General features: G+C 40.6%; 13 protein-coding genes and 1 pseudogene. 13 read left to right on the top strand and 1 reads right to left on the bottom strand.

Annotated features, from left to right (window positions below):
• A pseudogene (locus tag BUB87_RS10840) lies at positions 1–192 on the top strand (IS110 family transposase); the annotation flags it as partial.
• A 105-nt stretch (positions 193–297) separates the two neighbouring features.
• On the opposite strand, the gene pckA reads toward BUB87_RS10840, so the two are convergent.
• A complete protein-coding gene (pckA, locus tag BUB87_RS10835) occupies positions 298–1,863 on the bottom strand; it encodes a phosphoenolpyruvate carboxykinase (ATP) (RefSeq protein ID WP_073345263.1) in 1,566 nt (521 codons plus the stop codon).
• A 143-nt stretch (positions 1,864–2,006) separates the two neighbouring features.
• On the opposite strand from pckA, the gene BUB87_RS10830 reads away from it, so the two are divergent.
• The 12 genes from BUB87_RS10830 (at position 2,007) to BUB87_RS14780 (ending at position 13,541) form a co-directional block, all read left to right on the top strand.
• Positions 2,007–2,684: a YetF domain-containing protein gene (locus BUB87_RS10830; protein WP_073345260.1), complete on the top strand. Its 678-nt coding sequence runs from the start codon at positions 2,007–2,009 to the stop codon at positions 2,682–2,684.
• Positions 2,685–2,688: 4 nt separating this feature from the next.
• Positions 2,689–3,069, top strand: coding sequence for a DUF4363 family protein (locus BUB87_RS10825; RefSeq protein WP_073345258.1), 381 nt, complete (start codon positions 2,689–2,691; stop codon positions 3,067–3,069).
• Between the two features lie 113 nt (positions 3,070–3,182).
• Positions 3,183–4,229: a sugar-binding transcriptional regulator gene (locus BUB87_RS10820; protein WP_073345255.1), complete on the top strand. Its 1,047-nt coding sequence runs from the start codon at positions 3,183–3,185 to the stop codon at positions 4,227–4,229.
• 30 nt (positions 4,230–4,259) lie between these two features.
• Positions 4,260–5,270 carry a type I glyceraldehyde-3-phosphate dehydrogenase gene (gap, locus tag BUB87_RS10815; RefSeq protein ID WP_073345252.1) on the top strand — a complete coding sequence of 337 codons (1,011 nt, stop codon included), beginning with the start codon at positions 4,260–4,262 and terminating at the stop codon, positions 5,268–5,270.
• Between the two features lie 60 nt (positions 5,271–5,330).
• Complete coding sequence (locus tag BUB87_RS10810) at positions 5,331–6,515, top strand: phosphoglycerate kinase (protein ID WP_073345250.1); 1,185 nt, start codon at positions 5,331–5,333, stop codon at positions 6,513–6,515.
• 11 nt (positions 6,516–6,526) lie between these two features.
• On the top strand, positions 6,527–7,273 hold the full coding sequence (tpiA, locus tag BUB87_RS10805; RefSeq protein WP_073345247.1) for a triose-phosphate isomerase: 747 nt from the start codon (positions 6,527–6,529) through the stop codon (positions 7,271–7,273).
• 1 nt (position 7,274) lies between these two features.
• Entirely contained in the window at positions 7,275–8,819 is a 1,545-nt protein-coding gene (gene gpmI / locus BUB87_RS10800; protein ID WP_456059100.1) for a 2,3-bisphosphoglycerate-independent phosphoglycerate mutase, read from the top strand.
• A 27-nt stretch (positions 8,820–8,846) separates the two neighbouring features.
• On the top strand, positions 8,847–10,136 hold the full coding sequence (gene eno / locus BUB87_RS10795; RefSeq protein ID WP_073345242.1) for a phosphopyruvate hydratase: 1,290 nt from the start codon (positions 8,847–8,849) through the stop codon (positions 10,134–10,136).
• A 204-nt stretch (positions 10,137–10,340) separates the two neighbouring features.
• On the top strand, positions 10,341–10,574 hold the full coding sequence (secG, locus tag BUB87_RS10790) for a preprotein translocase subunit SecG (protein WP_073345239.1): 234 nt from the start codon (positions 10,341–10,343) through the stop codon (positions 10,572–10,574).
• Positions 10,575–10,653: 79 nt separating this feature from the next.
• The gene (locus BUB87_RS10785) at positions 10,654–11,205 is read left to right on the top strand and encodes an HDIG domain-containing metalloprotein (protein ID WP_073345236.1); all 552 of its coding nucleotides are present in this window, start codon (positions 10,654–10,656) and stop codon (positions 11,203–11,205) included.
• Between the two features lie 14 nt (positions 11,206–11,219).
• Positions 11,220–13,328 carry a ribonuclease R gene (gene rnr, locus BUB87_RS10780; RefSeq protein WP_073345234.1) on the top strand — a complete coding sequence of 703 codons (2,109 nt, stop codon included), beginning with the start codon at positions 11,220–11,222 and terminating at the stop codon, positions 13,326–13,328.
• 48 nt (positions 13,329–13,376) lie between these two features.
• The gene (locus tag BUB87_RS14780; protein ID WP_159432408.1) at positions 13,377–13,541 is read left to right on the top strand and encodes a hypothetical protein; all 165 of its coding nucleotides are present in this window, start codon (positions 13,377–13,379) and stop codon (positions 13,539–13,541) included.
• Positions 13,542–13,577: the final 36 nt, after the last annotated feature.

The following is a 13,577-nucleotide window of genomic DNA, read 5'->3' as shown; positions in this document are numbered from 1 at the left end:
TATCTTGTAGAAGCAGCCAATTGCGTAAGGATACACGCAAAAGAGTATGCTGATTTTTACTGCAAGAAGTACAATGAGGTTACCAAACACCAGCATAAGAGAGCCCTCGTCTTAACGGCACGTAAGCTTGTGAGACTGGTCTTTGCCTTGCTGAGCAAAGGCCAAATCTACCAACCGGGAGGTAATGGATAGATTTAGCAAATACATTTAACTGAATATCAGCTAAGTTTCCTTCCATTATTATCCAATATATGGTGGGTTTATTAAGTGTTGTCTTTTTTAGAGTTTTTGAGGCCTTTATTTTTCAAGGTTCCAAAAAATACCACTTGACATTACACCGCTTGTCTTGAATTTTTTGAAATTATCTATAAATCTTGCTGCTAGTTTTTTGGTTTGATCATCGTAAGCATTTTTGTCGGCCCATGTATTTCTGGGATTTAATAAGTCAGCAGGTACATCAGGACAGGTGGTGGGTATCATCAGGTTGAGCACAGGTAGTTTTACATATTCCACGTTGTTTAATTGTCCTGTTAGTGCTGCTGATATCATGGCTCGCGTATATTTTAGTTTTATTCTCTGACCCACACCATAAGGGCCTCCCGTCCAGCCCGTATTAACAAGCCATACATCTGGATTATATTTTTCTATTCTTTCGCCCAATAACTCTGCATACCTGATAGGCATCAACGGGAGGAAAGGTGCGCCAAAACAGGTAGAGAACGTGGCCTGAGGTTCTGTTATACCCCTTTCAGTGCCCGCCAGTTTGCTGGTATACCCCGATAGGAAGTAGTACATGGCCTGCTCTTTTGTGAGTTTGGATATAGGTGGAAGGACACCAAAAGCATCTGCAGTAAGAAATACTATGTTTTTTGGAACACCTCCTATGCTGGGTATGACGGCATTGGGTATATGATAGAGTGGATAAGCTGCTCTTGTGTTTTCAGTGTATCTGCTATCGTTAAAATCGCAATTTCTGTTTTCATCCACGACGACATTTTCCAGAACCGCGCCGAATTTAATAGCATTCCAAATCTGTGGTTCAGATTCTTGAGAAAGGTTGATGCACTTGGCGTAGCAACCTCCTTCAAAGTTAAATACACCGTTATCAGACCATCCATGCTCGTCGTCTCCTATCAAAAAGCGATCGGGATCTGCAGAGAGAGTGGTCTTACCTGTTCCAGATAATCCAAAGAATAGCGCAACATCTCCGTCTTTTCCTATATTAGCAGAACAGTGCATAGGGAGAACGCCTCTGTGGGGTAATATATAGTTCATGACAGAAAATACGGATTTTTTAATTTCGCCGCAATATGACGTGCCACCTATTATTATCGTTTTTTTAACGTAATTTACAAGTATAAAGGCTTCGGAATGAGTACCATCTAATTCAGGAGATGCGTGGAACCCCGGCGCAGCGATGACGGTATAATCGGGTTCAAAGTTTTCAAGTTCTTTAGTTGAAGGGTTAATAAATAGCTGATGTGAGAAAAGATTTTGAGATGCTAGCTCATTTATTATTCGTACTTTTAATCGATATTCAGGATCTGCACCTACATAGCCGTCAAAGATGAATAAATCACGATTTTGCAAATATGCCAACAGTTTTTCATATAGGTGTTCATATCTTTCAGGAGAGATAGGCTTGTTTACATTGCCCCAGTTTATTTCATCGTGGATTTCAGGATAATCTACGATAAATTTATCATCAGGTGAACGACCGGTATATTTTCCTGTCAAAATATTTAGTGCTCCTGTATTGGTTAATATGCCTTCATTTCGACTTAATGCCATTTCTACAAGGGTAGCAGCCGGTAGATTCCTGTATATCTTTCCTGTATTAATCATATCAGGCAGATTTAACATTTAAAGCCCCCCTTTGTTTTTTATTTGTCTAACATTATACTACTATTTTTTTACGAGTTCAAATCGGCAAACGTTTATTCAGTATAAAATTTAAAAAAATAAGAAAAAATTTTAAATAGACTTTTTGTGTGGAGGTGTTTGTTATGCTGGTGGTGTTTATGCGGGCGCTTATCTTATACACCGTGGTGGTAATAGTTATGAGAATTATGGGGAAACAGCAGGTTGCTCAGTTGCAGCCTTATGAGCTTGCGGTGGCTTTAATGATTGCAGATCTTGGGGCTGTACCTATGCAGAATACCGGAATACCGTTGATAACAGGTATTGTACCAATTTTAACGCTTTTGATGGCGCAGGTCTTGATTTCGTATTTATCGCTAAAAAGCGAATTGGTAAGAAAGCTGGTTTGTGGTACCCCAAGTATTTTGATAAGTAAAGGCAAAATCAACGAGAAAGAATTGTTTAAAGAAAGGTACAATGTCAATGATCTTTTAGAACAGCTCCGGTCTATGGGTTATTATAACATAGCGGATGTAGAGTTTGCTATATTGGAAACCAACGGGACACTTAGCGTTATTCCTAAAAGCGATAAAAGGCCTATGAATCCCAATGATTTAAATTTAAAGCCACAGTATGAAGGGTTGCCTGTACCTGTGATCATTGACGGCAATGTAAATGAAGCCAACATGAAAGAGGTTAATATAGACATGGACTGGCTTAAATCGCAGCTGGCTTTATTTGATGTAAAAAGCATTGATGAAGTACTTTTGGCAAGCGTGGATGCTCAGAAAAAACTTTATGTAACCAAGAAGAAGGATAGGTGATATCATGAGACATATATTGATTGTAATGCTTGTGTTTGCTTTAATAGTGGTTGGAGATATTTCAGCATATAAATATCTTTACACAACATCTACTTCTTTGAATGCTGAGGCTGCATCCATGTCTGATTATGTTGAGAAAGAAAAATGGAGTAGTGCCATAAATTCGGCGAAGGCGTTAAAGAAAAACTGGGACAAAAGGAAATTTATATGGAGTATTCTTATAGACCACAAAGAAATTGATGATATAGAAAGAGGTATGACGAGGGCTGAAAATTACATAAAGGCAAAAAATAAACCTATGGCGCTTGCAGAAGTCAGGACATTAGAAAGGATAATAAAACATATACCTGATAATCAGTTGTTCAGTATAGAAAATATACTGTAAAATGGGTTGCACTTTTATATGAAATAATATAAAATATAGATGTAGACTGTTAGATAACATGTGGTATCATTTTTATAATGGCGGGTCCAGATTAGTCCAAAGGAGTATAATTGATGAATGACATCATAACAATTCAGAAAAAGATTGTCCCGGAATTAGTTGAGTTATTGGGAAAGAGATATTCTATATTAAAATGTATATATTACAATCAGCCTGTGGGGAGAAGGATGCTTTCGGATTTACTTAAAATCGGTGAGAGGACAATAAGGACAGAGGTATACTTGTTAAAAGAACAGGGGCTTATCGATGTAAATCCTCAGGGCATGTCGGTAACCGCAGAGGGAGAAAGTTTGCTAGAAGGCCTTAAAGACTTTATACATGAGCTTAAGGGTTTAAATGAAATTGAGAATGTGTTAAAGCGCCAGCTAAACCTTAAAGATGTGGTGGTTACTCCGGGGAATATAGACGAGGATTACATATTTATTAAAGATCTGGGTAAAGCAGCTGCTGAATTTTTAAAAAAGAACCTGCGGGATGATCTTATTATCGCCATAACAGGTGGCTCGACTGTTGCAGAGCTGGCCAATGCCATAGAGAGTACAGCTCGATATAACAATATTACAGTGGTGCCTGCAAGAGGAGGATTTGGTAGAGACGTAGAAAAGCAGGCTAATACTATTGCAGCCAATCTGGCAAAAAAATTGCATGGAAACTATAAATTACTTCATATTCCCGATAATATAGGTAAATCGGCTTTGGATAGTATGCTTAATGAACCTGATATTAAAAATGTAATAGATATAATCAAAAAAGCTGACATTCTAATATACGGTATTGGAAGAGCAGATGAGATGGTAAAAAGGAGAAATCTTTCTGATGAGGAGATTAGCCAGATCTTAAATAAGGGTGCGGTTGCAGAAGCTTTTGGTTATTATTTTGATAGAAATGGGGATATTGTATATGTGACCACAAGTGTATGTTTAACCATACAGGATATAGAACACATACCTTGTGTTATGGCTATGGCCGGTGGCAGCAGGAAAGCCGAAGCTATTCTCGCCACATGTAAAGCTGGGCATTTGGATGTGCTCATAACAGACGAAGGAGCAGCTAATAAAATGATGGAATTACTTGAAGTTAAACACCTCAATGGTGTTTAATATAAAATTTTGTACATAGGAGGTTATATTATGACGGTTAGAGTGGGTATTAACGGCTTTGGAAGAATAGGAAGAAATGCTTTCAAGGCGGCGTTGGAAAAAGGCAGTGATATAGAATTTGTAGCGGTTAATGATTTAACAGATCCAGCTACATTAGCACATCTTTTAAAATATGATTCTCTTTTTGGAAGGTTTAAAGGCACAGTTGAAGCTACCGAAAATTCAATGATAGTGAATGGCAAAGAGATCAAAATCCTGAAAGAAACAGATCCCGCTAAGTTACCATGGGGTGATTTGGGCGTAGATATTGTAATTGAGTCAACCGGTAGATTTACAAAGAGAGAGGATGCCGCAAAGCATCTGCAGGGTGGTGCCAAGAAGGTTATCATTTCTGCTCCTGCAAAGAATGAAGATATAACCATCGTTATGGGCGTCAACGAGGATAAATATGATCCTGCTAATCATCATATCATTTCTAATGCTTCATGTACGACCAATTGCCTGGCTCCTGTAGCTAAGGTATTGGATGACAACTTCGGTATTGTAAGAGGCATGATGACCACGGTTCACTCATATACCAATGATCAAAGAATACTCGACTTGCCTCACAGCGACTTGAGGAGAGCTCGTGCAGCGGCTGAATCTATTATTCCGACTACAACAGGTGCTGCTAAAGCAGTTGCTCTTGTATTGCCTCATCTCAAAGGTAAATTAAATGGCATGGCCATGAGGGTTCCTACGCCGACGGTTTCAATAACAGACTTTGTGGCAGAACTTAACAAGGATGTAACAGTAGAGGAAGTAAACGGTGCATTGAAGGCTGCAGCAGAAGGGCCGATGAAGGGCATACTGGCTTACTGCGAGGAGCCATTGGTATCAGTCGACTTCAGAGGGGATTCTCATTCTTCAATAGTCGATGCTTTATCAACAATGGTGATCGAAGGCAACATGGTAAAGGTTGTCGCATGGTACGACAACGAGTGGGGTTACTCCAATAGGGTAATAGATCTTGTAGAATATATTGCCAGCAAAGGCCTATAATGTGATTTTAGGTCCGGTCTAATAGGCCGGACTGCATTATTGATAAGGGAGGTTCTGATTATGAATAAGAAAACCATTGAGGATATTGATGTGACGGGTAAAAGGGTTCTTGTAAGGGTAGACTTTAATGTACCTATGGACGAGAATAAAAATATTACAGATGATACGAGAATAAGGGCTGCTCTTCCTACTATAGAGTATCTTATCAATAAAAATGCCAAGGTTATTTTAGTGTCGCATTTAGGTAGACCAAAAGGACAATTTAACGAAAAATATAGTTTAAAACCTGTGGCGGCCAGGTTATCCCAGCTTTTGGGCAAAGATGTTATAATGGCTAATGATGTAATCGGCGAAGATGCCAAGGCCAAAGCGGCTGCTTTACAGAATGGCCAGGTATTACTTCTGGAAAATGTGAGATTCCACGCGGAAGAGGAAAAAAATGATCCGGACTTTTCTAAGCAGTTAGCATCACTGGCAGAAGTATATGTAAATGATGCTTTTGGTACGGCTCATAGAGCCCATGCGTCTACTGCCGGGGTAGCTGATTATCTGCCTGCTGTAGCTGGTTATTTGATAAAGAAAGAGCTGGATGTCATGGGCAAGGCTCTGGAAGATCCAGAAAGGCCATTTGTTGCCATATTAGGTGGTGCTAAGGTCTCTGATAAGATCGGCGTTATAACAAATCTCTTAGATAAAGTGGATACCTTAATAATCGGCGGCGCTATGTGTTTTACGTTCTTTAAAGCAAAAGGATATGAAGTTGGTAAATCACTGGTAGAGGAAGATAAGGTAGAACTTGCTAAAGATATGATGAAACAGGCTGAGAGCAAAGGCGTGAAGTTCCTTTTGCCAGTAGATGTGGTAGTTGCCAGGGAGTTTAAGGCCGATGCCGAACACTGGACGGTGGACAGCGATAAAATTCCTTCAGATGTTATGGGCCTTGATATAGGGCAAAAGACCATAGACCTTTTCTCAAAAGAGATTATAAGCGCGAAAACCGTGGTATGGAATGGACCTATGGGCGTTTTTGAGATGCCGGCGTTTGCTGTTGGAACTAAAGCGATAGCTGAAGCTATGAGCAAGTGCAGTGGAACCACTATTATCGGTGGTGGAGATTCGGCGGCGGCTGTAGAGCAACTGGGATACGCTGATAAGATGACACATATATCCACTGGAGGTGGAGCATCATTAGAATTCCTGGAGGGTAAAGAACTTCCCGGTGTTGCTGTACTACAGGATAAGTAAGGGGTGGTAATATGCGGAAGTCAATTATAGCAGGCAATTGGAAGATGAATAAGACACCGGACGAAGCTGTGAAGCTGGTTAATGAATTAAAACCATTAATAGCAGATGCGGATGCAGAAGTGGTTATATGCCCGCCTTTTGTCTGCTTACCGGCAGTAGCTGAAGCTATAAAAGGTACAAATATGAAACTTGGTGCGCAGAATATGCACTGGGAAGAAAGTGGTGCTTATACAGGAGAGGTATCTCCTGTTATGCTGAAAGCACTGGGTGTGGAATATGTCATAATAGGTCACTCTGAGCGCAGGCAATATTTTGCTGAAACTGATGAGACTGTGAACAAAAAGGTTATTTCGGCTTTTGAACATGGATTGAAGCCCATTGTCTGTGTGGGAGAGACCTTGGAGCAGAGAGAAAGAGGAGTTACATTTAATCTCGTGAAAACTCAGACATTTAAAGCCTTTGAAGGTATAAAATCTGCTGATATGGAAAATGCGGTTATTGCTTATGAGCCTATATGGGCTATAGGAACAGGTAGAAATGCCACAGCTGATGATGCCAATGAGGTTATAGTAGCCATTCGAAATACTGTGAAAGAGATGTTTGGCAACGACGTGGCGTCAAAGGTCAGAATCCAGTATGGCGGCAGCGTAAAACCTGATAATATAAAAGATTTCATGAATATGGACGATATTGATGGGGCATTGGTAGGTGGAGCCAGCTTAACAGCAGATTCATTTGCAAAAATTGTAAAATATTGAGGTGGATATGATGTTAGTTACGTTAGTGGTAATGGATGGATATGGTATAAACAAAAATTTAAAAGGGAATGCTATAGCCAATGCCCATACTCCAAATCTTGATAGATTTTATAAAGAATATCCCAACACCACTTTGAAGAGTAGTGGCATGGCTGTTGGCTTGCCTGAAGGACAGATGGGCAATTCAGAAGTTGGACATCTCAATATAGGGGCAGGAAGGGTTGTATATCAGGAGTTTGCCAGGATAAGCAAATCCATTGAAGACGGGGATTTCTATACCAATGAGGTGTTGGTAGAGGCAGTAGACAATGCCATAAAACATAACAGCGCGTTACATATCATGGGCCTATTGTCTGATGGCGGAGTACACAGCCACATAACCCACCTTTATGCGCTTTTGAAGCTGGCTAAAGATAAAGGGCTTGACAGGGTATATGTTCATGCCTTTTTAGATGGAAGAGATGTTCCACCGGCTTGTGCCAACGAATACATAACGGCATTAGAGAAAAAGATGGCAGAACTTGGGGTGGGCAGGATAGCCACAGTTGAGGGAAGATATTACGCTATGGATAGGGACAAGCGCTGGGAAAGGGTAAAGCTGGCCTACGATGCTATCGTAGATGGCATAGGCATTCAGGTAAACAGCGCTGTAGAAGCTGTCAATAAGGCCTATGAAAGAGGAGAAACCGATGAGTTTGTAAAGCCCTCTGTGGTTATGGATGGTGACAAACCGACAGCGACTGTAAGCCCCAATGATTCTATTGTATTTTTCAATTTCAGACCTGATAGGGCAAGGCAGCTAACCAGGAGTTTTATATATGAGGATTTTGACAGTTTTGAGCGCAGAAGAGGGTATATACCTGTATATTTTGTGACAATGACTCAGTACGACGAGACCTTTGGCGATCTGGTGCATGTTGCTTTTGAACCCATAAAGAAGATGGAGAACACCCTTGGCGAGTATTTGAGTAAGAATGGCATAAAACAGTTAAGGATAGCTGAGACTGAAAAATATGCTCATGTAACGTTTTTCTTCAATGGAGGCATTGAAGAGCCTAATGAGAATGAAGATAGAGTGCTCATTCCATCACCCAAAGTACCTACTTACGACCTAAAACCTGAGATGAGTGCCTACGAGGTTACTGATGAACTCGTTAAGAGGATAAAATCTAAAGAATATCAGTTTATACTGGTTAATTATGCCAATTGCGATATGGTCGGGCATACGGGAGTTTATGAGGCAGCGGTAAAAGCCATTGAAGCGGTTGATCAATGTTTGGGCCGGGTGGTGGATGCCGTCAGAGAGCAAAACGGCGTTGTGTTTATAACTGCGGATCACGGCAATGCAGAACAGATGATAGATTATGAAACAGGAGAGCCTATGACAGCTCATACCACCAATGTTGTTCCATTTATAGCAATAGGGGTAGGAGATGTTAAGTTAAGAGAAGGTGGTAAGCTGGCGGATATTGCGCCAACGGTTTTAGACGTTATGGGCCTTGCAAAACCTAAAGAGATGACAGGTGAAAGCCTTATAATAAAATGATAAAAAATAATGAAAGGAGAATGTGCGATGTCAACAATAGTAGATATTCATGCAAGAGAAATACTGGATTCAAGAGGAAATCCAACAGTAGAAGTGGAGGTTGAGCTGGACTCTGGTGTTATAGGAAGGGCTGCTGTGCCATCAGGGGCATCCACAGGCGCTTTTGAAGCCATTGAATTGAGAGACAACGACAAGGGGCGATACAATGGCAAAGGCGTATTGACAGCCGTAAAGAACGTAAATGAAGTGATCGCACCGGAGATCATCGGGCTTGACGCTACAGATCAAGTGAGAATAGATAAGACCATGTTGGCATTGGATGGGACGAAAAATAAAGGAAAATTAGGCGCTAATGCCATATTAGGTGTATCACTGGCCGTAGCGCGGGCTGCTGCAGAGGAAGCTGGCCTGCCACTGTTCCAGTATTTAGGTGGTGTAAATGCCAAGCAGATGCCTGTGCCGATGCTCAATATATTAAATGGCGGCAAGCACGCTGACAACAACGTCGATATACAGGAATTTATGATTATGGCTGTTGGGGCAACATCCTTCAGTGAGTGCTTGAGGATGAGCGCAGAAGTCTTCCACAGCTTAAAATCAGTCCTCAGTTCAAAAGGTTTAAATACTGCTGTGGGCGACGAAGGTGGTTTTGCACCCAACTTGAAGTCCAATGAAGAGGCTTTAGAAGTACTAGTAGAGGCTATAAAAAAAGCCGGTTATGTTCCCGGAAAAGATGTGTGCCTTGCTATAGATGTAGCTTCTACTGAGCTATACAAAGATGACGGGCTGTATCATTTTGAGGGTGAAGGTGTGGTTAGATCTGCTTCTGAACTGATTTCATACTATGAAGAGCTGGTTTCAAAGTATCCTATTATATCCATTGAAGACGGTTGCGCAGAAGAGGATTGGGACGGTTGGAAGCTCCTTACGGAGAGACTTGGCAAGAAGGTACAGCTGGTAGGTGACGATCTATTTGTTACCAACACAGAGAGGCTTGAGAAGGGTATAAAGATGGGAGTTGCCAACTCCATACTTATAAAGGTAAATCAGATTGGCACACTGACAGAAACCCTTGATGCCATCGAGATGGCCAAGAGAGCAGGTTATACTGCCGTTGTTTCTCACAGGTCTGGTGAGACCGAAGATACAACCATAGCAGATCTGGTGGTAGCTGTCAATGCAGGTCAGATTAAGACGGGTGCTCCTTCGAGAACAGAGAGGGTTGCAAAATACAACCAGCTGTTGAGAATAGAGGAGCTCCTAGGTGATACTGCTCAATTCAAAGGTATGGGCGTATTCTATAATTTAATGAAATAAAATAATATTACCATAATTGTGTATAGAAGATGGGTTGATAACCCATCTTTCTATATTTTAAACTCTCTAAACCCTCTTGTTATTAAACTGTTTCGGAGACAACCTATTTTAAGAAATATTGTAAATTACGAATTGAGGTTCAAACAAATATAATTGAAATAGGCATTATTATATGGTAAAATACCTCTATAGGAGGGAAATGCGTTGAGAATTTTAGTGAGTGTTATTCATGTAATTGTATCGCTTGTCATGATAGCCAGTATACTTATGCAGTCCAGTAAGGCAGCTGGATTGTCAGGCGCTATTGGAGGTGGCGCTGAAACATTCTTTGGTAAAAACAAAGGGAGGACAATGGATGCTCTGTTTGCCAAGATAACTGAGGTGAGCGCGGCCATATTTATTGTGACATCGGTTCTTTTATCGCTTTTAATAAAGTAGCAGGTGAAAAGTAGTATTTTTTATATACTACTTTTTTGTTTATATTATGATATAAAAGACAGGAGAAAGGAGCATACTTATGAATAGAGAAGAAGCCTTAGCTTACGTAAAAGAATACGTAAAATCAGAGAATCTTATCAATCATATGTTGAGTGTCGAAGCTATAATGAGAGGTCTAGCAAAAAGGCTAGGACAGGATGAGGAAAAGTGGGCGTTAACTGGTCTGTTGCACGATATCGACTATGAGATGACAGGAGATAAACCAGAAGAGCACAGCATCGTTGGAGCAAAGATGTTGGAAGACAGAGGGCTTGACCCTGAGATTGTATACGCCGTTAAGGTGCATAACGAAATCCACGGTTTGCCAAGGAATACGCTTCTTGATAAAGCATTGTTTGCGGCTGATCCTCTATCGGGTTTGATTACAGCAGTGGCGTATGTTATTCCATCTAAAAAGTTGGAAGATGTTCAGCTAAAATCGCTTAAAAAGAAGTTTAAGGATAAAGCTTTTGCCAGAGGTGCTGATAGGGATCAGATAAAAACATGTGAGGAGATAGGGTTAACCCTTGACGAGTTTCTTGAGATCTCGCTGGAAGAGATGAAAAAGATAGCTGATCAAATCGGCTTATAGCGGAGGCATAGTCTATGATAAAAGATGAGATATTGAATTTTATGCGCGAGAAAGCGTATAGTCCCATGACTACCGAACAGTTGATGAAGGCGTTTGGTATAGATATTTCTCAATATAGTGAATTTCAAAGCCTGCTCAATGAAATGGAGTATAATGGGGATATAATAAGGACAAAGAAAGGGAAATATGGTGTACCTGAGCGCATGGATATGGCCGTGGGTATTATTGAATGCAATAAAAAAGGGTTTGGTTTCCTGAGAGTAGAGGATGGTGAGGATATATTTATACCTGCGGAGGACATAAATGGCGCTATGAACGGGGACAAAGTCATAGTGAGGATAACCCGCCGGGCTGGCGAGGGGACAAAAAGGGAAGGGACAGTTGTAAATATCTTAGAGAGGGCCAATAAAGAAATCGTAGGCACATTGGATATGTCTAAGAATTTTGGCTTTGTGATTCCCGATGACCAGCGGTTAACGCAAGATATATATATCGCCAGAGAAGGTATGAACGGAGCCAAAGATGGACAGAAAGTCGTCGTAAGAATTACCCGGTGGCCTGAACCCAGGAGAAACCCTGAAGGAGTCATAGTTGATATACTCGGTGATAGAGATGATCCTGAGGCTAACATTTTGGCGATAATAAAGCAACATGATCTTCCACAAGATTTTCCCAACAAAGTTAAGAAGGAAGCCGCGGCGATAGAACAGAGTATAAGTATTGAGGAGATAGCTAGGCGAAAAGATCTAAGGGGAATTAAGACGGTTACCATAGACGGCGAAGATGCCAAAGATCTGGACGATGCTGTGTCTATAAAAAAGCTTGCAGATGGCAACTATGAGTTATACGTTCATATCGCTGATGTGAGCAATTATGTAAAGGAAGGTTCTGCACTTGATAAAGAGGCATACAAAAGGGGATGCAGCGTTTACCTTGGCGATAGGGTTATACCTATGCTTCCCAGGGAACTTTCCAATGGCATATGCAGCTTAAATCCTAAAGAAGATAGATTGACATTGACAGTACAGATGGTTATAAACAAAAAAGGCGAGGTCGTATTCCACGATATCTTTGAAAGTGTTATAAATAGCGATGAAAGAATGACTTATACCAATGTCTACAGGATTCTTGAAGAAAATGATGAGGAACTTAAAAAACGATATGATTATCTGGTAGATGACTTTCAGATTATGAAAGAATTGGCTTTAATCCTCATGGAAAAAAGGAAAAATAGAGGAAGCATAGATTTTGATATACCTGAAGCAAAAATTGTATTAGGAGAACTTGGAGATATCTTAGATATAGGGGTTAGGGAAAGAAATATAGCTCACAGGATAATAGAGGAATTTATGCTGGTGTGTAATGAGACTGTAGCAGAGCACATGTTCTGGCTTAATTCTCCTTTTATTTACAGGGTTCATGAAGAACCGAATAGCAGCGATATCCTGGAGCTAAACGCATTTCTTCACAATCTAGGTTATCATATAAAGGGCGCTGGCAGTCAGGTGCATCCAAGGGCTATACAGGAACTTTTGGACAGCGTAAAGGGTAAAAAGGAAGAAAAGCTGGTGAATACTCTTGCATTGAGGTCTATGAAAAGAGCCAGGTATTCCGATCAGTGTCTCGGTCACTTCAGCCTTGCGGTAAAGTATTATACGCATTTCACTTCACCTATAAGGCGCTATCCAGACCTTACAATCCACAGGATTATAAAAGACAGCATTAACGGGCGACTGGATGATGAGAGAATGGCCCACTATAACAGGATATTAGCAGATATCGCTGAACAATCTTCTGTAAGGGAGCGGGTGGCTGAGGAAGCAGAGAGAGATGTAGAAGAATTGAGACAGGTACAGTATATGACGCAGCATATAGGAGAGCAATTCGAAGGTATTATATCGGGTGTCACATCTTTTGGGCTGTTTGTGGAACTGGATAACCTGGTGGAAGGTCTTGTCCATATAAACAACATGGTCGACGATTATTACCATTTTGATGATAAAAATCATTGCCTTGTTGGCGAGCATACTAATAAGGTTTATAGGCTGGGTGATGTAGTGAAAGTTGAGCTGGTTGGAGCTGATGTGACCAGGCGAGAAATCGACTTCTTATTGGTTGAGTAGTGGAATAAAATCAGAAATTCGTACCATAATATCATTTGAGGTGATATTTTGATAGGCTTTGATATAAGAAGAGAGAATAAATGTCCCCGATGTTCTGGTACGATATTTAAGGTCTATAGAGGAGATTTAGAAGAACCTATAATGACCATTTGTAGATTTTGTAGGTTAAGGCATGAAACATTTAAAGACGGTAAAAAAGCAACTTCATTATAACAATAATGTAGTTGCTTTTTTTATTGAACAAAATTT

The sequence above is a fragment of the Caldanaerobius fijiensis DSM 17918 genome (genome assembly GCF_900129075.1).
GTDB lineage: Bacteria > Bacillota > Thermoanaerobacteria > Thermoanaerobacterales > Caldanaerobiaceae > Caldanaerobius > Caldanaerobius fijiensis.
This window is presented reverse-complemented; position numbering and strand designations above follow the sequence as displayed.

Coding starts and splice junctions, on each gene's coding strand:
- pckA (WP_073345263.1), bottom strand. CDS start 1,863: ATGTTAAATCTGCCTGATATGATTAATACAGGAAAGATATACAGGAAT.
- BUB87_RS10830 (WP_073345260.1), top strand. CDS start 2,007: ATGCTGGTGGTGTTTATGCGGGCGCTTATCTTATACACCGTGGTGGTA.
- BUB87_RS10825 (WP_073345258.1), top strand. CDS start 2,689: ATGAGACATATATTGATTGTAATGCTTGTGTTTGCTTTAATAGTGGTT.
- BUB87_RS10820 (WP_073345255.1), top strand. CDS start 3,183: ATGAATGACATCATAACAATTCAGAAAAAGATTGTCCCGGAATTAGTT.
- gap (WP_073345252.1), top strand. CDS start 4,260: ATGACGGTTAGAGTGGGTATTAACGGCTTTGGAAGAATAGGAAGAAAT.
- BUB87_RS10810 (WP_073345250.1), top strand. CDS start 5,331: ATGAATAAGAAAACCATTGAGGATATTGATGTGACGGGTAAAAGGGTT.
- tpiA (WP_073345247.1), top strand. CDS start 6,527: ATGCGGAAGTCAATTATAGCAGGCAATTGGAAGATGAATAAGACACCG.
- eno (WP_073345242.1), top strand. CDS start 8,847: ATGTCAACAATAGTAGATATTCATGCAAGAGAAATACTGGATTCAAGA.
- BUB87_RS10785 (WP_073345236.1), top strand. CDS start 10,654: ATGAATAGAGAAGAAGCCTTAGCTTACGTAAAAGAATACGTAAAATCA.
- rnr (WP_073345234.1), top strand. CDS start 11,220: ATGATAAAAGATGAGATATTGAATTTTATGCGCGAGAAAGCGTATAGT.